Here is a 22,435-nt window from a genome sequence, read left to right on the forward strand (position 1 = left end):
GCTATCTCCCTGTCCGACTCGGCGACCGGTGGATCTGCCCGTCCCGCATGACAAACGACACATTCAGTGTGGTGTCGATGTCACGGGCGGGATCACCGGGCACGGCGATGATGTCGGCGAGGTAGCCCGGGGCAAGGCGGCCGAGTTCGTGGTCGGCCTCGATCAGTTCGGCGGCCACCACGGTCGCGGCGTGTATTGCTTGCATGGGACTCATGCCGCGCGCCACCAGCGCCTTGAGTTCTTTGGCGTTCTGTCCGTGCGGGATGGCCGGTGCGTCGGTACCGCACGCGATCCGCACCCCGGCCGCGATCGCTTTGGGCAGCATGTCTTTTGCCCGGGGAAAGACCTCGAGTGCCTTCTTGCGCAACTCCGGCGCGATTCGGTCGATCGCCATTGCTTCGGTGAGGTAGGTGGTCGAGACCAGGAAGGTGCCGTGGTCGACCATCATCTGAATCGTCTCGTCGGAGGCCAGGAAGCCGTGCTCGATGCAGTCGATGCCGGCGCGGATGCAGGCCCGGATGGCGGAGTCGCCGACGGCGTGTGCGGCCACCCGGACCCCGGCGCGGTGCGCCTCGTCGGCGATCGCGGCGAACTCAGCATCGGAATACTGCTGGGCGCCCGGGGCGGTGCTGTGGGACATGACTCCACCCGATGCCGAAACCTTAATGAGCTTGGCGCCGTGGCGAATCTGGTAGCGGACACAGGCGATTACGTCGGGGACGCCGTTGGCGATCCCCTCGGCAATCGACAGCGGCATGATGCCCGGTGCCAGTCGTTGGAACACCGTCGGATCCAGATGTCCGCCATACGGAGTCACCGCGTGCCCGGCGGGGTAGATGCGTGGTCCGTGATGCCAGCCCTGTTCGATGGCCCGCTGTAGCGCCACGTCCAAGAGGTAGCCGCCGGTCTTGACCATCAGGCCAAGGTTGCGCACCGTGGTGAAGCCGGCCTCCAGCGTGGTGCGAGCATTGACCGCGGCCCGCAGGGTGCGGTACGCCGGATCGTCTTGCACCCCGTGCATCGGCGCCGGCAAGCCCTCGGGCCCGCCCGGGCCGCCGATGAACAAGTTGAGCTCCATGTCCATCAGCCCCGGCAACAGCGTGACGTCCCCGAGTTCGATGACGTCGGCCGAATCCGGCACCGGCGCTTCGGGATTCACCGCCACGATGCGCTGACCGTCGACCACCACCACCGCCGGCGAGCGAACCTCACGGGCATCGACGTCGGCCCAGCGGGCCGCCCGCAGGACGGTGGTCACGGGTAGGGCTCGGAGACGCAGTCCAGGGTCGAAGCGCCGGAGTCCGGCACCCGTGGCTGCTTCCAGCACTCCACCGGAAACGAGACCATGATCATGGAGTACAGCAGGTGCATCAGATTGAGGACATCCTCGGGCAGGTCGTCGAGGGCGAACTTGTCGCAATAGGCGAGGGCTTCCTCGGCCCGCGGCGTGATCGCGTCGTAGAAGGCCTTCATCTGTGCCATCGTGCTGGCCAGCCGCTTGGCATACCGCTGCGGCTCGGTCGGCAGACACCACTCGACGAACGGCTCTAGGTCGGCGAATTCGGTTGGCAGCACGGCAGACATCGCGTTCACACTCCCGCCGCGGTCATCCGCCGGTACTCGTCGATCCAGGCCGCGGTCTCTTTGTGCAGGTGACGCAGCAGAATCTCCTGATCGTTGAGCAGGAACGTGTCGATCACCCGCGACTCGATCATGCTCTGGGTGGCTTCCAGCGTGTTGGCGTCCTGCAATCCATATTCCTTGAACGACACCGCCGCCAGTTCCTGAGCGACCCGCTCACGAGGGGTGCGGGGCTGCGGGAAGTACAGCGTCCCCTCGAAGATGTGACTGTTATAGGACGTCGGCCAGTAGTGGTAGGTCAGATACCAGCCCTGCCCCCAGAACAGGATGACGAAGTTGGGGAACAACTGGAAGGAGTCCAGACCCCACGGATCACACTTGGCGGGGTTCAGCCCCTCCGGCATCTGACCCAGGTCGGGTTTGTCCCACGGCCCGAAAAGCCCGCTCTGACAGATGTCTTCGATCGGCTTGCGCATCTCCGCCGCCATCTCCCAGGCCCGTACCCCCGACGTGCTGACCAGTCGGTGCGGGCCGTCCAGGCGGTAGTGCGGCGCTTCGAATCCCGCTTCGGCGGCCGCCTTGGAATACGCCGTCGGTGACTGGTTCGCGTGCAGTACCGGCGCGTGGTAGAACTCCTGGAACGCGTCCATGTACAGCTTCCAGTTGGCTTTGACTTCCGACCGGTAGCACCACCGGGACGTCATATTCCCGAACGGATAGCCCTCCAGTGCAGTGACCATCGGCCCGAGGAACTCACGCAACGACTGTTCGGGCGTCTTCGCGAAGTTGACGAAGATGAAGCCTTCCCACACCTCGCAGTGCACCGGCACCAACCCGTAGCGGCTCTTGTCGAGATCGAAGAATTCGTTCTCCTGCTGGACGAAGGTCAGATTGCCGTCCAGGTCGTACCGCCAGGCGTGGTACTTACAGGTGAATTGCCGACATACTCCGCTGGTTTCCTCCAGCGGCATGTCGTTCCACACCAGTTTGTTGCCGCGGTGCCGGCAGACGTTGTGGTAGGCCTTTATGTCGCCGGTTGGGTTGCGCGCCAAGATGATCGACGTGTTGACGACCTTGAGTTCTTTGGTGAAGTAGCTGCCCTTGCGGGGAAGTTGTTCGGCGCGACCGACGTTGAGCCAGGCGCGCCGGAAGATGGCGTCGCGCTCCAGGTCGTAGATCTGGGGGCTGATCGAGTCCTCGTAGGACACCGGTTCGGTACCCAGTTCGGGATAGTGCTGCGTCCAGCTACCCTCCGGCGGCTTGGGAAATCGGGGCATGACCGCTCCTGTCCGTTCCAGCTCTCGTGGGCGACCGTATATGCTCGACTCATCGATCGCAAGTAGTTGATATTACGGAGTGGGAGGAACGGGATGGGCCAGGAAACAGGGGTCTTCGAGGTCATCTCACCGCACACCGAACAGGCCATCGCCGAGGTCACTGCCGCGACACCGGCCGACATCGACGCCGCCGTCAGCGCCACGCGCGCGGCCTTCGAGTCCTGGGCCGGCGTCGACCCGGCCGACCGCATCGCGACGGTTCGCCGGCTCGCCGACAGCTACGACGCGTGCCGAGCCAAGATGGCCGAAACGATCACCGCGGAGATCGGGGCTCCGATCACCTTCGCCCAGCGCGCGCAGGTCGGTCTGCCGGCGATGATGATGCGCGCGTTCTGCGACCTGGCCGAGCGGCACCCGTGGCAGGAGACGCGCCGGGGATTCTTCGGCGCCGACGTCCAGGTTTACAAGGAACCGGTGGGCGTGGTCGCGGCCATCGTGCCGTGGAACATGCCGCAGTTCCTGATCATCGGCAAGCTGGTGCCGGCGCTGCTGGCCGGTTGTCCGGTAGTGCTCAAGCCGGCTCCGGAATCGCCGCTGGACGCGTTGCTGCTGCGTGAGCTGATCGATCAGCTCGATCTGCCGCCTGGACTGGTCAGTGTGCTCCCCGGTGACGGCGCCGTGGGGGAGTACCTGGTCAAACACCCCGGCGTGGACAAGGTTTCGTTCACTGGGTCTACCGCGGCGGGCCGGGCGGTCGCGGCGGCGTGCGCGGGCAATCTCACCAAGGTCAGCCTGGAATTGGGCGGAAAGTCGGCGGCCATCGTCCTCGACGATGCCGAGCCGGCCAAAGTCGCGGCGGGGGTGCGATCGGCCAGCCTGACCAACAGCGGCCAGATCTGCAATGCGTTGACTCGGGTGCTGGTGCCGCAGCAGCGCCACGACGAGTACGTCGATGCGCTGGCGTCCGAGATGACGAAACTCCGGGTCGGCGATCCGACCGACCCGAAAACTCAGCTCGGGCCGCTGGTCTCGCAGCGCCAGCAGAGCCGAGTGCGCGACTACATCGAGGTCGGTCAACGCGAAGGCGCACAGCTGGTCGTCGGCGGCGCAGACATGCCCGAGGGCCTCGATTCGGGGTGGTACGTGCGGCCTACCCTGTTCGCCAACGCCCATAACGCCATGCGCATTGCGCGCGAAGAGATCTTCGGCCCGGTCGTCACCGTCATTCCGTATGGCGACGAGAACGAGGCGGTGTCCATGGCGAACGACTCCGACTACGGGCTGGCGGGGGCGGTGTGGACCGGCGACACCGAGCGGGCACTGGGCATCGCCCGACGGGTGCGCACCGGCACGCTCGGGATCAACCAGGGATACACGATGGACCCGTTCGCGCCGTTCGGCGGCGTCAAAGGCAGCGGCTACGGCCGCGATCTGGGGCCCGAAGGGCTGGACGGCTACCTCGACACCAAATCGGTCGCCGTCGCACCCGGGACCTAACTGAACGGCGGGCGGCGATCGATCAGCCGCGACACCCGGCCCCCGCCGCGCCAGGCGCGCGCCACCCAGTCGGCGTCGTCCTCGGTGACCAGGTTGGCCATCACCCGCACCGCGATGGTCATCAGCCGGGTCGAGCGCATCGCCACCGGCCCGGTGGTGGGCAGGAATCGTTGGAAGGTGAGCAACAACGCCAAGCGCCGCGCGACGGAAAATCCACGGGCGTAATGGTCGGCCAGCAGCGACGGCCACACCTGGGAGAAGTCGTGCTGGTCGAGCAATTCGGCGGCCAGGCGCCCGGTTTCCAATCCGTAGTCGATGCCTTCACCGTTGAGCGGATTGACGCAGGCGGCGGCATCGCCGATCAGCATCCAATTCGGTCCGGCCACACCGGAAACCGCGCCGCCCATGGGCAGCAGCGCCGACGACACGGCGCGCGGCTGGCCGGTGAAGCCCCATTCGTCGCGGCGTAGGTCGGTGTAGTAGTTGATCAGCGGCCGCAGCGCCAGATCGGCCGGTCGTTTGGTGGTCGACAGCGCGCCGACACCGATGTTCACCTCGCCGTTGCCCAGCGGGAAAATCCAGCCGTAACCCGGTAGCACTTTGTCCTTGGAGCCGTCGGGTCCACGCAATTCCAGGTGGGAGGTCAGCCACGGGTCGTCCCCGCGGGCGGTGGCCAGATAACCGCGGGCGGCCACTCCGTAGACGGTCTCCTGATGCCAGCGCCGGCCCAGCTTGCGGCCCAGCGAGGAGCGGGCGCCGTCGGCGACGATCAACTGACGGCACCGCACCTCGCTGCGGTCGGTCAACGTCACCGAGGTCACCCGCCGGGACGAATCATGATGCACGCCAACGACTTTGACGCCCAGCAGCATTCGGGCGCCGGCATCCTCGGCGACTTTGCGGATCCGGTCGTCAAGCTCCAGTCGCGCCACGGCGCTGCTGTAGGCGGGAAACCCTGGCCCCGGCCACCGCACCTGCACCTCGCCGCCGAAGCCGCTCATCCGCAACCCGTGGTGCCGGATGCGCCCGGCCAGCCACTCGCCCAGACCCAGCTGCTCCATCTCGGCGACCGCCCGCGGGGTGAGCCCGTCACCGCAGGCCTTGTCGCGAGGAAAGCTGGCCGAGTCGATGACCAGCACGTCGCGGCCGGCTCGGGCGGCCCAGGCGGCCGCCGCCGACCCGGCCGGTCCGCCGCCAACGACTACCACGTCCGCCTTGGTCTCCACGTTGACCAGTATGTTGGTCGAATGAGGACTCCTGCGACCGTGGTGGCGGGCGTTGACTTCGGTGACGCGGATTTCGCTGCCACTGTGCGCGCCGGTGTCGCCCGGATCGAGCAGCTCATGGACGCCGAACTGCGCGGTGCCGACGAGGTGATGACCGAGTCGCTGCTGCACCTTTTCCTGGCCGGCGGCAAGCGGTTCCGGCCGCTTTTCACCGTGCTGGCCGCCCAGACCGGGCCCAACCCGGATGCCGACGAGGTGACCGTCGCCGGGGCGGTGGTCGAGCTCATCCACCTGGCGACGCTGTACCACGACGACGTGATGGACGAGGCGCAGGTGCGCCGCGGCGCGCCCAGCGCCAACGCCCGCTGGGGCAACAACGTGGCGATCCTGGCCGGTGACTACCTCCTGGCCACGGCGTCGCGGCTGGTGTCGCGGCTGGGACCCGAGGCGGTGCGCATCGTCGCCGACACCTTCGCTCAGCTGGTGACCGGCCAGATGCGCGAAACTCGCGGAGCGCCCGAAGGTGCGGACTTGATCGAGCAGTACCTGAAGGTCGTCGACGAGAAGACCGGCTGCTTGATCGGCGCGGCCGGCCGCTTCGGCGGAATGTTCTCCGGCGCCGACGACGAGCAGATCGAGCGGTTGGCCCGGCTCGGTGGCATCGTCGGCACTGCGTTTCAGATCGCCGACGACATCATCGACATCGGCAGCGAATCCGAAGAGTCGGGCAAGCTGCCCGGCACCGACATCCGCGAAGGCGTGCACACCCTGCCGATGCTCTATGCGCTGCGTGAAACCGGTCCCGAGGGCGACCGGCTGCGCACCCTCCTGGCCGGTCCGGTGCACGACGACGCGCAGGTGACCGAAGCGCTGGGGTTGTTGCGGGTGTCGCCCGGAATGGACAAGGCCAAGGAGGTGCTGGCCCAGTATGCCGCTCAAGCGCGCCACGAGCTGGCCCTGTTGCCCGACGTCGCCGGTCGCCGGGCGTTGGAGGCGCTGGTCGACTACACCGTGAGCCGGCACGGATAGCGCCGGGGAACCTCAGCGGTGATTCCGGGCGTTGACAGGGCGCAAGACACGCTCAGGCGCTCGTAGGAGGACGCACACTGATGACCTGGCATCCGCATGCCAACAGGCTGAAGACTTTCCTGCTGTTGGTCGGTATGTCCGCGATGATCGTGTTCGTCGGCGCGCTGTTCGGCAGAACCGCGCTGCTCTTGGCGACGCTGTTCGCGGTCGGAATCAACGTCTACACCTACTTCAACAGCGACAAGCTGGCGTTGCGGGCGATGCACGCCGTGCCGGTTTCCGAGGTGCAGGCGCCGGTGATGTACCGGATCGTGCGCGAGCTGGCGACCTCGGCGCATCAGCCCATGCCGCGCCTGTACATCAGCGACACCAGTGCACCCAACGCGTTTGCGACCGGGCGCAATCCGCGCAATGCCGCGGTGTGCTGCACGACGGGCATCTTGCAGATCCTCAACGAGCGGGAACTGCGCGCGGTGCTCGGCCACGAGCTGTCGCACGTGTACAACCGCGACATCCTGATTTCCTGTGTGGCCGGCGCGTTGGCGTCGGTGATCACCGCGCTGGCCAACATGGCGTTGTGGTTCGGCGCTTTCGGCGGCAACCGCGAGGGCGGCAATCCGTTTGCGCTGCTGCTGGTTTCGTTGCTCGGACCGATCGCTGCGACCGTGGTGAAGCTGGCGGTGTCGCGCTCGCGCGAGTACCAGGCCGATGAGTCGGGGGCGGTGCTGACCGGTGACCCGCTGGCGCTGGCGTCGGCGTTGCGCAAGATCTCCGGTGGGGTGCAGTTGGCTCCGTTGCCGCCCGAGCCGCAGCTGGCCAGCCAGGCGCACCTGATGATTGCCAACCCATTTCGCGCCGGCGAGCGGATTGGCTCGCTGTTTTCGACGCACCCGCCGATCGAGGACCGGATCCGGCGCCTCGAGGAAATGGCGCGCGGCTAGGTTCGCGCACGAATTAGGCTGCGGCCTCCGGGGTGGTTGGCTCGACGAGTGCCAGGGTGTGCACGCGCGGCGAATGGCCCCGCTCGAGCACGCCGTCCACCGTGACGTGTCCGCCCTTGGCGTGGTGCTGCAGCTGCCAATCGGTAATCGCTTGGTGTGCGGCGTGATCCAGATAGTTGACCGCGATGTGCAGGGTGACGGTGGCCCGCTCGGGAATGGAGGCCAGCACCCGGGTCAGTCGGGGCAGCGACAAGAACGTGCAGGCGCCTTCGATCACCACGCGCCACTCGTCGCCGACCGGGTGAGCGTCGATCTTGGCCCGCACCACTCGCCATCCGGTCATCGCGATCGCCAGCGCCAGTCCAATCATGACGCCGTGCAGCAGGTTGAGGAACACAACCGCGACAATGGTCACCAGATAGATGGCGAAATCGCCGGTCTTCACCGCCGTTTCGATATGGGCCGGCTGCAGCAGCTGAATCCCGATTACGATGAGCAGGCCGGCCAGGGCAGCGCTGGGGATTTGCTCGATCAACCCGGCGAAGGGCAGGGCGAACAGCAGCACCCAGAAGCCGTGCAGGATGGTCGAGGCGCTGGTCTTGGCGCCCGCCTTGATGTTCGCCGAGCTGCGCACGATCACGCCGGCGATGGGCAGGCCGCCGATGCCTCCCGAGACGATGTTGGCCGCGCCCTGCCCGATCAGCTCCCGGTCCAGGTCGGTGCGCGGGCCGGTGTGCATCCGGTCGGTCGCCACCGCGGTCAGCAGGCTCTGCACGCTGGTGATGAGCGTGACGGTGATCACCCCGACCACGACCGCGCCCCAGTTGCCGTCGGGCAGCGTGGGCAGCTGCAAGGCGTCGATGACCGACCCCTCGAGCGTGATCCGTGAGACGTGGAACGGAAACGCCACCGAGAGAACCGTCACCACCACGATGGCGACGAGCGGACCGGGGACGGCGGCCACCTTGGGCGGCACCCATCGCCACGCCACCATGATCGCGATGACCAGCACCCCCAGCAGCACCCCCGGCCGGTGCGCGCCGACGATCTGAGCGGGCAGCTCGACGACGTTGTCCCAGGCCGAGCTGTTGGACTGACCGCCGAGCAACACGTGCGTTTGTTGCAACGCGATCGTGATGCCGATGCCGGCGAGCATGGCGTGCACCACCACCGGCGAAATCGCGAGCGCGGCACGCGCAACGCGGCTGAGCCCCAACAGAACCTGCATCACGCCCGCGACCGCGGTGATGAAACACGTCAATCCCCAGCCAAATTGCGCGATCAGCTCGGCGACGACGACGGTCAGTCCGGCCGCGGGTCCGCTGACCTGCAGCGGTGATCCGCCGACGGCCCCCGCGACGATGCCGCCTACGATCGCCGCGATCAACCCGGCCAGCACGGGCGCGTCCGAGGCGATGGCGATGCCCAGCGAAAGCGGCAGTGCGACTAGGAAAACCACCAGTGAGGCCGGCAGGTCATGACGGATGATTCGCTGAGTCCGTGACGCCGATTCGGCCTGCTGCACATGTTGCATCGGAGGCTCCCTCGTATTGTGACTTAGTCGTAACCGACTGGTACACAAGCGAATCCGCTCACCCCGAACCCCGACGTTACGGACGCAGACGCCTGACGACTGCGTCCGACGGTAGGTGCGCGGCCATTTGGGGGCAACCTGACGCGCCAGGTGCATAGCGAAGACAAATGTTCAGTGTGTTACCGAATTGCGCGGCGAAACCGGGACTAGAACCCCGATCCGTGCACCTCGTGTCCTGGGGTTTCGGCGATCAGGCCGCTGTAGGCCTGCTCGACGCTGGAACCGTGATTGATGACGGCGTCGACCTCGCGGGCGATCGGCATGTTCAGTCCGAACTCGTTGGCGAACTCCATGATGACGCTGGCCGCCTTGACTCCCTCGGCGACCTGGTTCATCGACGCGATGATCTCGTCGATGGGCTTACCCGCGCCGAGTTGCTCACCGACGTGGCGGTTGCGGCTGCGCTGGCTGGTGCACGTGACGATCAGGTCGCCCAGGCCGGCCAGGCCCGGGAAGGTCTCGCTCTTTCCGCCCACGGCCACGCCGAGTTTGGTCATCTCGCGCAACGCGCGAGCGATCACCAGGGCACGTGTGTTCTCGCCGATACCCAGCGAATAACCCATGCCGACGGCGATCGCGAAGACGTTCTTCAGCGCGCCGGCCATCTCCACGCCGATGACGTCGTCGGTGGTGTAGACGCGGAAGCGCCGGGTGCGAAACAGTGCGGCCAGCCGAGTCGACAGGTGCTGGTCGGGCATCGCCAGCACCGCCGCGGCGGCGTAGCCCTCGGCGACCTCGCGGGCGATGTTGGGGCCGGCCAGGATGCCCGCCGGATGGCCCGGCAGGATCTCCTCGATGATCTGCGACATCCGCATGTTGGTGCCCTGCTCGAGGCCCTTGACCAGAGATACCACCGGCACCCAGGGCCGCAATTCTTTGCTCAGCTCGGTCAGCACGCCCCGGAAGCCGTGCGAGGGGACGCCCATGACCACCACGTCGGCGCTGTGGGCGGCCTCGGTGAAGTCTGTGGTGGCACGCAGCGTCTCGCTGAGCACCACGTCGTTGCCGAGGTAGCGGCTGTTGCGGTGCTGTTCGTTGATGTCGTTGGCGGTGTCCTCCGAGCGCACCCACTGCAGTGTCGGGGCGCGGCGCGCGCAGATGGACGCCACGGTGGTTCCCCAGGAACCCCCACCCAGGACAACGACATTCGGTTCGCGCTTCTCGGCTGCCATGAGCATTAGATTATTGCCGTCGCCGGCCATTTAGTAGGTGTTTGACGCGGCGACACCTAGCCGGCCAAGGCGGCCCGGTCTCCGGCGCGCCCGAAGACCATGGCTTCCTCGATGCGGTCGAACCGGTAGTCGATGGCGTCGGCCAAGTAGTTCTGCCGAACGTTCCAGGGCCGCTTGGTGCCGGATTTGGGCAACTCGTGGACCGACCGCCGCACATAGCCGGCTTGGATGTCCCAGGACGGCTTCTCAGCCATCGGCTCGTCGCCGCGATGCGGGCACGCTCGGGTGTAGCCGTGAGAAGCCATGTACGCCAACAGTTTCGCGGTGGCACGCGCGGTCATGTCGGCGCGCAGCGTCCACGAGGCGTTGGTATAGCCCACGCACCAGAACAGGTTGGGCACGTCTTCGAGCATGTGCGCTTTGTAGACGAAGCGGTCGCGGTGGTTGATCGGGGTGCCGTCGAGGCTCAGCGCCGTTCCACCCAGGGCCTGCAATTGCAGCCCGGTGGCGGTGACGATGATGTCCGCCTCGAGGTGTGCGCCGGATCTGAGTGCGATTCCGGTGGCGTCGACGTGGTCGATGTGGTCGGTGACCACCTGAGCGCGGCCGTCGGCGATCGCGTTGAACAGATCGGCGTCGGGAATCAGGCACAGCCGCTGGTCCCACGGCTGGTAGTACGGCTTGAAGTGGGTGTCGACGTCGTAGCCTGCGGGCAGGCTCTGGATCGCCTTGCGCCGCAGTATCCACTTGATGAAACCCGGTGTCTTGCGGGCGAAAAACCACAGCACCGCCTCGGTCAGCGCGCTGTAGGTCCGGACGGCCAGATGAGCAGGCTTGCGCGGCAACGTTTTCCGGGCCACCGCCGCGACCTTGCCGTACTTGGAGGCGGAGACGACGTACGTCGGCGAGCGCTGCAGCATGACGACTTTCCCGGCTCGCTGCGCCAGGGACGGGATCAGGGTGATGGCCGTGGCACCGCTGCCGATCACCACGATCGTCTTGCCGGTGTAGTCGAGGTCTTCCGGCCAGTGCTGCGGGTGGATGACGGTGCCGGCGAACTGCTCGAGGCCGGGGATGTCCGGGGTGTAACCGGCGTCGTAGTTGTAGTAGCCGGTGCCGAAGAACAGGAACCGGCTGCGGTACCGCTGCACGTCACCCTGGTGGTCGACCGTGACGGTCCAGGTGTCGGTGGACGAATCCCAATCCGCGCTCCGCACCTGGCTGTTGAACCGGATGTGCCGGTCGATGCCGTACTTGCGGGCGGTGTTTTCTAGGTACTCGCGGATGTGGGCGCCGTCGGCCACACCCTCCGCGCGGGTCCACGGCTCGAACGGGAAGCTCAGCGTGAAGATGCTGCTGTCGGAGCGCACCCCGGGGTAGCGGAACAGGTCCCAGGTGCCGCCGATCTGTGCGCGGCGCTCCAAGATCGCGTAGGTCAAGTGCGGGTTGCGCTCGGTGAGCCGGTAGGCCGCGCCCAGGCCGGAGATGCCGGCGCCGACGATGACGACGTCGACGTAATCGGCCGCATGGGAAGTCACGGTCACCAGATTAGGCAGGCTCGATAAGCACGTCGACGTGCAGGGGCGCGCATCGGTCGATGAGCCAGATCTGGTCGGCCGGGCTGGCGAAGATGCGCGCGTGGCTCGGGTCCTGGGCGAACGAGTCAGCGCAACGGTCGCCGAAGAAGACGTAGGCCTTGGCGTCGTTGCACATTCGCGACATCCACACCAAACCGTCCAGCCCCGCGTGGTGTGCGGCCTCGGCCCACCGGACGGTGCTGCGATAGCTGGACGCGGGGCCCCCGGTGAGGTCGGCCGCGCTGACCCTGAGGCGGCGCAAGCCGGTGCCGTGCAGCACCGCCACGCGCACCTTGCGGGTCACCGTCAGCCGCACCAGCACCTTGTTGGCGTACTGGTCGTAGGGCAGGGTGCCGCCCTCCACCGGGATGTCGTGCAACAGCGTCTCGGCGATCGCGGCGTCTTCAGTTTCGGCGGCGTACAGGATCGGAACGACGGGATCACCGAAGAAGCCGAACCGGGTCGGAGCGCCGAAACCCGGATTGAAATCGGTGGCGGTGCGGGTGGCGGTGAGCACTCGGTAAAGCAGGTGTCCCGTCGGCAGCGTCGCGGTTGCCGGGTCGAAGGGGGACGGAGGGGGCTTCACCACGAAATGGCCATGGCCTCCGCTGCCACCGCGACGACGCGCTCGGGGTCGGTACGGAGGTGGTCTACCGGCCGATCGCCGTCGAGATAGGTGGTGGGCGAGCACAACCACTGCACCAGGCCCGCTTCCGACCAGCCGTTGGCGTCGGCCAACTCGCGCAGCCGGGCAATGACGGCCAGCGGCTTGCCGTCGGCGCCGAATTGGAATCCGGGATAGGCGGGATAGTTGCCTTGGCGGATGGCGACTAGGGCGCCGTTGCGGTGGGCGGTGGTGGCCAGGTTGCGGGGTGCGCTGGACCGCGAGCCCATCCGCGTGCCGGCTTCACTGCTGGTCAGCAGGCCGAACTCGGCGTCGATGCGGGCATACAGGTTGTGTTCGGCCTGCACTGCGCGCGCTACGGCGGGTTCGGTGTAGACCTCGACCGAGGCCAGCGCTGCACCGACGGCGCGCGCGCTCTCGCGCAGGCGTTCGTGCGCCGCGGCCAGTTCGGCAACATTGGTCGGAGTCATCGTGCAGTCCAGTTTACTGCACGAAGTGCACGCTGAGGTGGCTCAGCGGTAGTTCACAAACTGCACCGCCACGTCCAGGTCGGCGTTTTTCAGCAGCGCTTGGACGGCTTGCAGGTCGTCGCGCTTCTTGCTGGTGACGCGGATCTCGTCACCCTGGATCTGGGTCTTGACGGTCTTGGGTCCCTCGTCGCGGATGAGCTTGGTGATCTTTTTGGCGTTCTCGCTGCTGATGCCCTGTTTGAGGGTGCCGTTGACCTTGTAGGTCTTGCCGGAGGCCTGCGGGTCACCGGCGTCGAAGGCCTTCATCGAGATGTCGCGGCGGATCAACTTCTCCTTGAACACGTCCACGGCGGCCTTGACGCGTTCCTCGGTGGAGGAGGTTAACTCGATGGCTTCCTCGCCCTTCCAGGCGATTGTGGTGTCGGTGCCGCGGAAGTCGAAGCGCGTGGACAGCTCCTTGGCGGCTTGGTTCAGCGCGTTGTCGACTTCCTGCCGGTCCACTTTGCTGACGATGTCGAACGATGAGTCCGCCATTCGATCCGTCCTTCCCGATCGGTGATAGCCGTTTGTGAACTGTCTACCCGGTCGTTGTACCCTGCTAGGCGGCAGGTTGCCCGAGCGGCCAATGGGAGCGGACTGTAAATCCGTCGCGAAAGCTTCACAGGTTCGAATCCTGTACCTGCCACCACACGCCAAATACCACAGTCGGCCCGCCGCCAGCGCGGGCCGACTGTGTCGTCAGGTGCTTGGTAACTTCGCCGCCTAGTGGGCGACAGCCTCCTTCTTGCCGAAGATGCGCTCCAGCGAGGCTGTGTCGCCGTATGCCTGCACTCGCACCGTCTTGCCGTCGCGGACCGTGAAAACGGTTGCCGCATCGGTCGTTTCGCCGGCAACGGTGGTCTGGCCCAGCATGACCACCAGGTCGCCGTCGGCGAGGATGTGGTCGCCGGTGACCGAGGTCTGCTTCTCGGCCATCTTGGCCATGAGTTCTGCGATTTCCCGTTTGCCGTGGTAGACGCCACTGATGGCGCTCTCGCCCGGTTGGGTCCACTCGATATCTTCGTCGAAGAGACTCATCACCGTGTCGACATCACCGGCGTTGAAGGCTTGGTAACCCTTCTTGATGAGTTCCACGTTCTCCTGTTGCACTGACATTGTCCGGTTCCTTTCGTGAGTGGCCATTCATTTCGGGCCGTTCAGGCCGCGGGATCAGGGACGCGCGTTATAGGTGCTCCATCGCCCGAGACATCCGTCCGCTGTCGAAGTAGCTGCCTTCACGCCGGGGGTAACTGGGTCGCGGCTCGGGAAGATGCAGGTGCATATGGCCGACGGCCCGCACCAACGCGGCGTCCGACCAGTGGTGGGGAGCGGGCGGAACCGATACAGCCGCCGGGACGCTGAGATCGGGTACCGCGGGTCTGGAATGTAAGTGCAACATGTGCGAATGCCTTCCCATCTTGGTGGCTCCAGTCGGGAGTCAGGCTTGCGAACACACAAAGACAAGCACTCTTGAGGTAGGCACAACGTCATCCATATGGATGAGATCCGGATAGAATCTTCAGAAGTTTCCAGGGGCTCACAGCGAGGAAATTTCCGATGCGGGTACCAACCTGTGCAACGAAGGCCCAGGCGAGATGGTCACGCTCGAGGATTTCTCGCGCCTAGTCGCTGCCATCTACACCTCGGCGACCGACCCAGCGCATTGGCTAGTGGCAATCGCCGAAGTCAGCCACGCCATCGGTGCCACGGGCGGCGGAATGCTGCTCGCCGACGGAACCACTCGCTCGGTGATCAATGCCACGGTTCCGGCTGAGGTCACTGCCAGCTATGTCGAGTACTACCGCCATATCGACTACGTACTCGCCGCGGTCGAGACCGGACCAGTAGGACTGGTGCGCAGCGGATCGGAACTCGTGGCCCTGAAAGCGAATTCGGAATTCGACGCAGACTGGATGCGGCCCCATCGGATTGACGACGGACTTTTCGTGCGGCTAACCGACGGCACCATGCCCACCTGTTTTCTCGTCGCGGCGCCGAAACGGTCCGAGTCGTTCGACACCTCCGAGCGGGTGAAGCTGATGAGTGGTTTGGTCTCTCATTTGCAACAGGCGCTGCGCACCCAGGACAAACTCGCGGGATTAGGCAACAGCGCCGTCGAGATGGCCGGCGCGCTGGAGGTCGTCTCGCATGGAGTGGTCATCGTCTCAAGAGGAAACCGACTGATCAACGCCAATTCCGCTGCCGAACGGATCTTTCGCGCCAACGATGGACTGTGCCTGCGGTCCGGACGCATGGCCGCAATCAGCACGCACGTCGAACAAGAGTTGTGTTGCGCCATCGACAATGCCATCACCGGCGAACGCAGCTGTGTTCGCAGCGGATGGTCACTCATCTGCGCACGCCCTTCGGGCAAGCGGCCCTATGTCCTCCACGTCCTGCCCTCCTGCCGCCCGGATGCCGATGAGACACGCAGTCACGCAATGGCACTCGTGCTCATCATCGACCCTGAGGACGAACCGGTACCCGGCCCGGCGTTGCTGCGGCGGCTCTATCACCTCACCAAAGCCGAAGCCGAGGTCGCGCTGCACGTATTGCAGGGCGCGGACCTGAGGCAAATTTCGGAAGAGTTGTCAGTCTCGTTGCCCACGGTGCGTACCCACTTGCAACGCGTCTTCGACAAAACCGACACCCACCGCCAGGCCGAGCTCGTCCGGCTCCTCCTGGTGCTTTGTCCTTGAGCACCGCGTGCGGCGGCGCTACCGGCTACCACGCGTCACGCGATCAGCGGTTCTGGCCGATCGAGCGACCCTGGCGCACAACACAATTCCAGTCAACGCAACGCCCCCGAACACGAAGGTGAGCACCATGTTGGTCGTCTCTCCCTCCAAACACACGCCGCCCCTACTGCCGGTGCCGCACGCATGCGAGCGGTCCGGTTCGTCGTGCGCCAACCACTTGTAACCGAACAAACCGGCCAGTGCGGCGAAGGCGACGACGCCCAGCGTGGCAAGCGCGACATTCAGCCAGAATCCGGTTCTGGTCATAGTTCACGCTAACGCGCTGGCCACCGCTTCACTTGCCTCGCTCGAGCGGCACCGGCTGCGGCAGTTGCACGCCCTTGGGCAGGACCAGATGACCGTGCACGTCGACGTAGCCGGATCTCTTGGTGGGAAGCGGCAGAACAGGAGTGGGACACGGTTGTTCGGCTCCCTCCCCGCAGATGCCACCGATGAAATAGGACCGCCGCGCCACGTCGTCCGGCCAGGGGTCGGCATGCATCCCGAACCATTGCGCCGCACCGATGGCTGAGCTGGCACGCCTAGTTCACCGGTTGCGCCGAGCGGCTCGTCGACGGACGGCGTGTGCAGCTTGCTCGACGGACTGCTCACCAGCGTCTCCTTCGACTACAAGTTAACTCACCCGTAGGCAAGATACCAGTAAGTATCTGCGATCGGTATGGCCAGCGGCGGCCCGCCTCGCACTGTGGTAGATACAGCGCTATGCCCGCGCTGAGCACTCGACGTCAATAGCGACCCGTCATGTCCGACGATCGCCTGCTGACTCCCGGCCAGACGTGCTGGCGGGTGGAGGGCGCCGACCAGTTCACCTGCATCATCGATGGGGCCGACTACTTCAGGCATGTCAAGGCGGCGATGCTGCGCGCCCAGCACCGGATCATGCTGATCGGTTGGGATATCGACGCCCGGATGACCTTCGAGCGGGGTGCCAAGACGCTGCCTGGCCCGAATCAGCTTGGCGCCTTTCTGTATTGGCTGCTGTGGAAACGAACGCGACTGCAGGTTTATCTGCTCAGGTCAAATCTGCGCCTGCTCCCGGTCTTCGACGACATCTGGTTCGGTCTCACCCCGGTGGCGGTGGTCAATCAAATCAGCAGCAGACGAATGCATTTCGCCGTGGACGGCGCCCATCCCACCGGTGCGGTGCATCACCAGAAGATCGTGGTGGTCGACGACGCGGTGGCGTTCTGCGGTGGGATGGACCTGACCATCGAACGATGGGACACCCGCGCCCATCGGCACGAAAGTCGTCGCCGCCGGTCGGTCGGACGCAGCTACGGCCCGCGCCACGACGTGGCGGTAGCGGTGGACGGCGCGGCGGCCCGCGCGCTCGGCGAACTGGCCCGCGCGCGTTGGGAAGGCGCAACGGGACAATCGCTGGCTCCCGTCACGGCCAGACACGTCGCCTGGCCGAGCGGCCTGACGCCGACGCTGCGCGAGGTCGACGTCGCCATCGCGCGCACCTTGCCCGAGTTGGACAAGCAACGCGAGGTTCGCGAGGTGGAGGAACTCAACCTGGCGGCGATCGCGGCGGCACGCCACAGCATTTATCTGGAGAACCAATACCTGGCTGCGCGCCGCATCGCCGAGGCGCTGGCCGCGCGGCTCGCCGAAGACGACGGCCCCGAAGTCGTCGTCGTCCTGCCGCGTCGAGGCAACAATCGCTTGGAGCGCGAAGCGATGGACAGCGCGCGCCACCGGCTTCTCCAATTGCTTTGGGCAGCAGACGATCACCAGCGACTGGGCGTCTACTTTCCAGTGACCGACGGTGGCACACCGATCTACATCCACTCCAAGGTCATGGTCATCGACGACCGGCTGCTGCGGGTCGGGTCCTCGAATCTCAACAACAGGTCGATGGGCTTCGACAGCGAGTGTGACGTGGCGATCGAAGGCGACAACTCGCAACACGACCACATTCGCGACCAGGTGACATCCGTTCGGGCTCAACTGGTAGCCGAACACCTCGGCGTCTCCGTCGAACAATTCACAAACGTAATGGCGCAACGTCAATCGTTGCTGCGAGCGATCGAGGAACTGCGCGGGCACGGCAAGACGTTGCAGCCGTTGACCGAGCGGGAGGTATCGGATGAGGCCGGTCCGCTGGCCGAGAACGATCTCATGGATCCCGACCATGTCCCGCCATCGCTGACCCGAAGCGTGCAGCGGTTCCTGACGGGCCTCAGGCGGTGGCCTAACTGATCAGTTGTGGCATGACCTCGCCGGCGAACAGCTCCAAGTGCGCCACATCGGACATGTCCAGCAGCTGGGCGTACACCCGCTGCACGCCCAGCTCACCCCACGGTCCCAGCTTGTCGACGATCTCACCCGGCGTGCCGACCAGCGGACTGTTGGAACGCAACTCGTCGACCTCGCGACCGATCGCCGCTGCGCGGCGCGCCACCTCAGCGTCGTCGCGGCCGGCGCAGAGCACGAAAGCGCAGGAGTAGACCATGGATTCGGCCGGCCGATCGGCCGCGGACACCGCGTCGGCCACGCGCGCGAACTGCGTCTTGGTCACGTCCATCGATGCGAACGGAACATTGAATTCCGTAGCGTACTGAGCCGCCAACGCGGGAGTCCGCTTGGCGCCCGTGCCGCCGATGACGATCGGCGGGTGCGGGCTCTGGGTCGGTTTGGGCAGCGCCGGTGACTCGGAGATGGTGTAGTACTCACCGCGGTAGTCGAACGTCTCGCCGGGCGGCGTGGTCCACAGTCCGGTGATCACGGCCAGCTGTTCGGTGAGCCGGTCGAACCGCTCCCGCACCGAGGGAAACGCAATCCCGTAGGCCTGGTGCTCGGCTTCAAACCAGCCGCTACCCAATCCGAATTCGACTCTGCCGCCGCTCATTTCGTCCACCTGCGCGACGGTGATGGCCAGCGGCCCCGGGTAGCGGAACGTCGCCGACGTCACCAGAGTGCCCAGCCGGATATGCGACGTCTCGCGAGCGATCGCCCCCAGCGTCACCCAGGAATCGGTGGGCCCCGGGGCGCCGTCGCCGCTCATCGCCAAATAGTGATCGGACCTGAAGAAGGCCGAGAAGCCACACTCTTCGGCGGCCTGGGCGACGGCGAGCTGGGTGGCGTAAGTAGCTCCTTGCTGCGGCTCGACGAAGGCGCGAAAGTCCATAGTTCCTTCCGGGACACGGCCCGGTCAGGGCACGTTGGTGGTCTTGCGGTCCAGATCGTTGAACTTGACGCTGACCCGCTGAAAGCGCTTGACGCGTTCGGCTTTGGCCTTCCTGGTGTACGTCTTGCGATCCGCCGTTGTCAATTCCGCTTCGTCGGTGAATGGGGTGAGCAATGCTCGCGGGTACAGCTGCTCGACCAAGACGACGTTGATCTCGGCGCACAACACCAGCGTCGAGGACACTAGGAAAAGAAACGCGAGCATGCCCAGCACCAGCGCGAAGACACTGTTGGTGGCGCTGGCCGACTTGACCACGTGGCCTATGTAGCCGGCGCCGAACCATTGCAGGATCTGCCAAATGAACGCCGCGGCAAGGGCTCCCGGCAACACCTGCCGGTAGGTCAGCTCCCGGGTGGTGGTGACGCGGAAGGCGACCAGACAGATCAACGCGTTGATGCCCACCGCGACCAGGGAGACACCGATCTTGCCGAACGGTCCTAGTGCTCCGGTCACGTGACCAACCGCGGACAAGACGGTGGCCGTGATGGCGGCCGAACCGAGTACCAACAGCAGCATCAAGCTGCGCCTGCGGGACCGAAATGGATCGGGACGGTTGTTTCGCGGTACGTCCCAAACCGAGTTCATCGCGTTCTGCACCGCCTGCCCGACGCCCAGTCCGCCGTAGAGGGCGCCGAGAACACCGATGATGACCGCACCCGTCCCGCCGCTGAGCCCCTCGGGCTGATGAAGCTGGCTGCCGATGACCGGGAATTGGCTCAGCGTGCTCTGCATCACCTGGGCCTGCAGATCGGGCCGTCCGGCCAACAGCACCCCGAGGCCCGTGGTCAGCAACAGCAATAGCGGAAACAGGGAGACGAACGCGTAATAGGTGATCAGTGCGGCCAGATAACCGCCCTGGTCATCGAGGTACTTGTAGATGACAGCGATTACCAGGCCCACGGCGCGGTTACGTCGCTGCAGCCTGTCCAGCCAGCCGACCATTGCCGATCACTTCATCCCCACCAGAAGCCGACACCCTAGTCAAGGGCTGCCGACGGTCTACCCGAAATCGTCGACGGCCAACCTTGCTGGTAGATGCGCTGCCGCGGGTTGGGACCTACCGTCCGGAGGTGCGGGCGAACTCTCGCCCGCGCTGTTCGGCGCCGGGACTGCCGCTGAACAGCCCGGAATCCGCACGTCGTTGCCCGTCATCGGGCCGGTGGGCACCGTTGGCCGGGTCGGTCAGGGCGGGTTCGATCCGGCGCCGCGGCAAGGCGCCGGCTTGGGTGCTCTGCAGCCACTCGACCATGCCTTCGCGCACGTCGCAGCGTAGGTCGAACAGGGCGCCGGCGTTCGAGGCGCTGACCAACATGCGCACCCGCACATAGCCGCTGACCGCGTCCGTTACCTGCAGCACGCCGACGCGGCCGTCCCAGAGCTCGTTGGTCTGCAGTAGTCGATTCAACTCGTCGCGCATGCCATCCAACGACACTGTGAAGTCGACGTCGAGCTCGACGGTTCCCAGCAGGGCGGTGGCGTTGCGTGTCCAGTTCTGGAACGGCGTCTTGGTGAAGTATGTGCAGGGCAGCACCAGCCGCCGTTCGTCCCACAGATGCACGACGACGTAGGTCAGCGTGATCTCCTCGATGCGGCCCCATTCGTCTTCCACGACGACGACGTCGCCAACGCGGATGGCGTCGGAGAAGGCGATCTGGATGCCGGCGAATACCGCGCCGAGCGAGGTCTGGGCGGCCAGACCGGCCACGACCGACAGCACACCGGCCGAGGCGAACAGGGTCTTGCCGACGTTGCTGAACGCCGGGAAGGTCATCAGGATCGCGGCCAAACCGAACACCACCACGACGGCCACCACCAGGCGGCGGACCAGGGTGATCTGGGTGCGGATCTTGCGGCGGTGCCGGTCGGCGTCGGTCATCTCCGTGCCGGCGAAGTGCGCGATGGCGCGCCGTTCGGCGACCGACACCAGGCTGGCGACCAGCCAGGTGCTGGTGGCCATCCCCGCGATGACCAGTACATGGTCCACCCAGCCGCGCCATGGAGCATCCGAGTTGGACGTGTGGTGCACGGCGGTACTGGCCGCGATCACCATCAAAGTCGCGCGCACCGCGCCGCGAGTGAGCACTTCGATGTCGTCGAGGATCGCGCTACGGCGCTTCATCCGCTGCAGCAGCCAGGACAGCGCCACACCGAACAGGTAGGCGATCAACACGGCGATAACCACCCAGGCGACATTGAGTACGGCGTGGGTTGCGGGTTCGAGCGAAATCGCTGAAGCCATAAAGGAGTTTGCTCCTCAAGATCGGGGGCAAGAACGTCGTCTCTATGCCTTCCCCCGACGACGGGCGAAAAAACCGATACGGCAAGCTATTTCGATTTGAGACTGACGTCACAACGCGGGGCGTCAGTGAATTCGGGCGCTTCCGCCCAACCCGATTTCGAGCACGCTGCCGGTAATCACACCGGGATCGGTGACCAGGTACACGACTCCCCGGCTGACGTCTTCGGGTTGCAGCCACGGCTGCGGAATCGGATTGGCCTTCATCATGCGGCGTACCAAGTCGTCGGGGATGTCGTCACCGCCAGCCGGTTGCACCATCGGCGTCTGTGTCGTCGTCGGGCAGACGACGTTGATGGTGATGCCTTCCTTGGCGACCTCCAGGGCCGCGGACTTGGCCAGCCCGATGACCCCCCACTTGGTGGCGTTGTAGGCCGCGAGTTCGGGAATGCCCATTCGACCGCCCATCGAGGAGGTCACCACGATGCGGCCGAAGCGTTGCTTTCGCATCACCGGAAGTGCCGCGCGCAGCGTGTGGAAGGCGCCGCTGAGATTGGTGTCGATCAACTGTTGCCAGACATGGTCGCTGACTTCTTCGAGCAACCCGGTGCTGACGATGCCGGCGTTGGCCACCACGATGTCGAGGCTGCCCAACTCCCGGTGTGTCTGCTGCACCGCCGCGTCGACTTGGGCGGGGTCGCGCACGTCGACCGTCAGCGGCAGGCAGCGCCGACCCAGCTCCTCGACCAGTTTGGCGGTGTGTTGTAAGTCGTCCTCAGTGCCCAACGGATAAGTCAAGTCCTTCATCGGCCCCGGCGCGTCCGCCACCGCGATGTCAGCACCTTCGGCGTCCAATGCCAGCGCGTGCGAGCGTCCCTGCCCGCGGCCCCCGCCGGTGATCAGTGCGACGCGTCCATCCAAAGCACCCATAGCCGGCTACGGTAGCGCCTTCCCCAATCCACGCCTCAGCGCTGGTAGTGCGGAGGGTTGGGCTTGGGGATGCATACGCCACGCACGCACCCCAAGACCCCGCGAATGGGCGGCGGCGGCGCGACTTTGGGCGGCTGCTGACAGGCAGCGGCTTGGCAGGGGTCAGGAATCGGGGGATCGGCTTGTGCCGCTGGCGCCCCGACCAGCGCCACTGAACACGCCGCCACCGCTCCGGCACACAGGACCTTGAGCGCGATCACTCGAGCGCCTCCTCGCATAAGCGGCAATGCCG

22 protein-coding genes and 1 tRNA gene are annotated in these 22,435 nt (G+C 65.8%); 6 read left to right on the forward strand and 17 right to left on the reverse strand.

Features of this window, described 5'->3' with window-relative positions; translation table 11 throughout:
* Window position 1 precedes the first annotated feature (1 nt).
* From A9W95_RS22545 to A9W95_RS22555, 3 genes are read right to left on the reverse strand one after another with little or no spacing between them, the layout of a single operon-like run.
* Window positions 2–1,258: an amidohydrolase family protein gene (locus A9W95_RS22545; RefSeq protein WP_067418054.1), complete on the reverse strand. Its 1,257-nt coding sequence runs from the start codon at window positions 1,256–1,258 to the stop codon at window positions 2–4.
* Window positions 1,255–1,593: a hypothetical protein gene (locus A9W95_RS22550; RefSeq protein ID WP_172826689.1), complete on the reverse strand. Its 339-nt coding sequence runs from the start codon at window positions 1,591–1,593 to the stop codon at window positions 1,255–1,257. The genes A9W95_RS22545 and A9W95_RS22550 overlap by 4 nt, the downstream gene beginning before the upstream one ends.
* Entirely contained in the window at window positions 1,590–2,858 is a 1,269-nt protein-coding gene (locus A9W95_RS22555; RefSeq protein WP_067418057.1) for an aromatic ring-hydroxylating dioxygenase subunit alpha, read from the reverse strand. The genes A9W95_RS22550 and A9W95_RS22555 overlap by 4 nt, the downstream gene beginning before the upstream one ends.
* Window positions 2,859–2,951: 93 nt before the next feature.
* Here A9W95_RS22555 and A9W95_RS22560 point away from each other — a divergent pair, with 93 nt between their 5' ends.
* On the forward strand, window positions 2,952–4,355 hold the full coding sequence (locus tag A9W95_RS22560) for an aldehyde dehydrogenase (RefSeq protein ID WP_067418060.1): 1,404 nt from the start codon (window positions 2,952–2,954) through the stop codon (window positions 4,353–4,355).
* On the opposite strand, the gene menJ is transcribed toward A9W95_RS22560, so the two are convergent.
* The gene (gene menJ / locus A9W95_RS22565; protein ID WP_067418063.1) at window positions 4,352–5,581 is read right to left on the reverse strand and encodes a menaquinone reductase; all 1,230 of its coding nucleotides are present in this window, start codon (window positions 5,579–5,581) and stop codon (window positions 4,352–4,354) included. The genes A9W95_RS22560 and menJ overlap by 4 nt on opposite strands.
* 21 nt (window positions 5,582–5,602) lie before the next feature.
* Here menJ and grcC1 point away from each other — a divergent pair, with 21 nt between their 5' ends.
* Together grcC1 and htpX are read left to right on the forward strand one after the other, a co-directional pair.
* Window positions 5,603–6,610: a nonaprenyl/(2E,6E)-farnesyl/geranylgeranyl diphosphat synthase gene (gene grcC1 / locus A9W95_RS22570; protein WP_067418066.1), complete on the forward strand. Its 1,008-nt coding sequence runs from the start codon at window positions 5,603–5,605 to the stop codon at window positions 6,608–6,610.
* An 80-nt stretch (window positions 6,611–6,690) separates the two neighbouring features.
* A complete protein-coding gene (htpX, locus tag A9W95_RS22575; protein WP_067418069.1) occupies window positions 6,691–7,551 on the forward strand; it encodes a zinc metalloprotease HtpX in 861 nt (286 codons plus the stop codon).
* A 13-nt stretch (window positions 7,552–7,564) separates the two neighbouring features.
* On the opposite strand, the gene A9W95_RS22580 is transcribed toward htpX, so the two are convergent.
* The 6 genes from A9W95_RS22580 to A9W95_RS22605 all read right to left on the reverse strand — a co-directional run bounded on the left by A9W95_RS22580 (window position 7,565) and on the right by A9W95_RS22605 (window position 13,523).
* The gene (locus tag A9W95_RS22580; RefSeq protein ID WP_067418071.1) at window positions 7,565–9,085 is read right to left on the reverse strand and encodes a SulP family inorganic anion transporter; all 1,521 of its coding nucleotides are present in this window, start codon (window positions 9,083–9,085) and stop codon (window positions 7,565–7,567) included.
* A gap of 206 nt (window positions 9,086–9,291) precedes the next feature.
* Window positions 9,292–10,317 carry an NAD(P)H-dependent glycerol-3-phosphate dehydrogenase gene (locus A9W95_RS22585; RefSeq protein WP_156746349.1) on the reverse strand — a complete coding sequence of 342 codons (1,026 nt, stop codon included), beginning with the start codon at window positions 10,315–10,317 and terminating at the stop codon, window positions 9,292–9,294.
* A gap of 56 nt (window positions 10,318–10,373) precedes the next feature.
* Entirely contained in the window at window positions 10,374–11,855 is a 1,482-nt protein-coding gene (locus A9W95_RS22590; protein WP_371328106.1) for a flavin-containing monooxygenase, read from the reverse strand.
* 10 nt (window positions 11,856–11,865) lie between these two features.
* The gene (locus tag A9W95_RS22595) at window positions 11,866–12,480 is read right to left on the reverse strand and encodes an RES family NAD+ phosphorylase (protein ID WP_172826690.1); all 615 of its coding nucleotides are present in this window, start codon (window positions 12,478–12,480) and stop codon (window positions 11,866–11,868) included.
* Window positions 12,477–12,989, reverse strand: a complete 513-nt coding sequence (locus A9W95_RS27375; protein ID WP_067418083.1) for a hypothetical protein — start codon at window positions 12,987–12,989, stop codon at window positions 12,477–12,479. Before A9W95_RS27375 ends, A9W95_RS22595 begins: the two co-directional genes overlap by 4 nt.
* A 42-nt stretch (window positions 12,990–13,031) precedes the next feature.
* Window positions 13,032–13,523, reverse strand: a complete 492-nt coding sequence (locus A9W95_RS22605; protein ID WP_067418086.1) for a YajQ family cyclic di-GMP-binding protein — start codon at window positions 13,521–13,523, stop codon at window positions 13,032–13,034.
* Between the two features lie 70 nt (window positions 13,524–13,593).
* On the opposite strand from A9W95_RS22605, the gene A9W95_RS22610 reads away from it, so the two are divergent.
* Window positions 13,594–13,677, forward strand: a tRNA-Tyr gene (locus A9W95_RS22610).
* Window positions 13,678–13,751: 74 nt separating this feature from the next.
* On the opposite strand, the gene A9W95_RS22615 is transcribed toward A9W95_RS22610, so the two are convergent.
* Window positions 13,752–14,144, reverse strand: coding sequence for a nuclear transport factor 2 family protein (locus A9W95_RS22615; protein WP_067418090.1), 393 nt, complete (start codon window positions 14,142–14,144; stop codon window positions 13,752–13,754).
* A 602-nt stretch (window positions 14,145–14,746) separates the two neighbouring features.
* On the opposite strand from A9W95_RS22615, the gene A9W95_RS22620 reads away from it, so the two are divergent.
* Complete coding sequence (locus tag A9W95_RS22620; protein WP_253851735.1) at window positions 14,747–15,727, forward strand: helix-turn-helix transcriptional regulator; 981 nt, start codon at window positions 14,747–14,749, stop codon at window positions 15,725–15,727.
* 18 nt (window positions 15,728–15,745) lie between these two features.
* Here A9W95_RS22620 and A9W95_RS22625 read toward each other — a convergent pair whose 3' ends face one another.
* Window positions 15,746–16,033: a hypothetical protein gene (locus tag A9W95_RS22625; protein WP_067418095.1), complete on the reverse strand. Its 288-nt coding sequence runs from the start codon at window positions 16,031–16,033 to the stop codon at window positions 15,746–15,748.
* 28 nt (window positions 16,034–16,061) lie between these two features.
* Window positions 16,062–16,268 (reverse strand): hypothetical protein, encoded by a 207-nt coding sequence (locus tag A9W95_RS22630; RefSeq protein ID WP_067418097.1) that lies wholly within the window; start codon window positions 16,266–16,268, stop codon window positions 16,062–16,064.
* A gap of 260 nt (window positions 16,269–16,528) precedes the next feature.
* Between A9W95_RS22630 and A9W95_RS22635 the strand changes: the two genes are divergently transcribed.
* On the forward strand, window positions 16,529–17,989 hold the full coding sequence (locus A9W95_RS22635; RefSeq protein WP_067418100.1) for a phospholipase D-like domain-containing protein: 1,461 nt from the start codon (window positions 16,529–16,531) through the stop codon (window positions 17,987–17,989).
* Here the strand turns inward: A9W95_RS22635 and A9W95_RS22640 are convergent.
* From A9W95_RS22640 to A9W95_RS22655, 4 genes are all read right to left on the reverse strand, one after another.
* The gene (locus A9W95_RS22640) at window positions 17,982–18,917 is read right to left on the reverse strand and encodes an LLM class F420-dependent oxidoreductase (protein ID WP_067418103.1); all 936 of its coding nucleotides are present in this window, start codon (window positions 18,915–18,917) and stop codon (window positions 17,982–17,984) included. The genes A9W95_RS22635 and A9W95_RS22640 overlap by 8 nt on opposite strands.
* A gap of 24 nt (window positions 18,918–18,941) precedes the next feature.
* Complete coding sequence (locus A9W95_RS22645) at window positions 18,942–19,919, reverse strand: YihY/virulence factor BrkB family protein (protein WP_067418106.1); 978 nt, start codon at window positions 19,917–19,919, stop codon at window positions 18,942–18,944.
* 115 nt (window positions 19,920–20,034) lie between these two features.
* The gene (locus A9W95_RS22650; protein WP_067418109.1) at window positions 20,035–21,216 is read right to left on the reverse strand and encodes a mechanosensitive ion channel family protein; all 1,182 of its coding nucleotides are present in this window, start codon (window positions 21,214–21,216) and stop codon (window positions 20,035–20,037) included.
* A gap of 123 nt (window positions 21,217–21,339) precedes the next feature.
* Window positions 21,340–22,143 carry a mycofactocin-coupled SDR family oxidoreductase gene (locus tag A9W95_RS22655; protein WP_067418111.1) on the reverse strand — a complete coding sequence of 268 codons (804 nt, stop codon included), beginning with the start codon at window positions 22,141–22,143 and terminating at the stop codon, window positions 21,340–21,342.
* Window positions 22,144–22,435 lie beyond the last annotated feature (292 nt).

Origin of the sequence: Mycobacterium sp. 1423905.2, assembly GCF_001673155.1 — a bacterium.
GTDB lineage: Bacteria > Actinomycetota > Actinomycetes > Mycobacteriales > Mycobacteriaceae > Mycobacterium.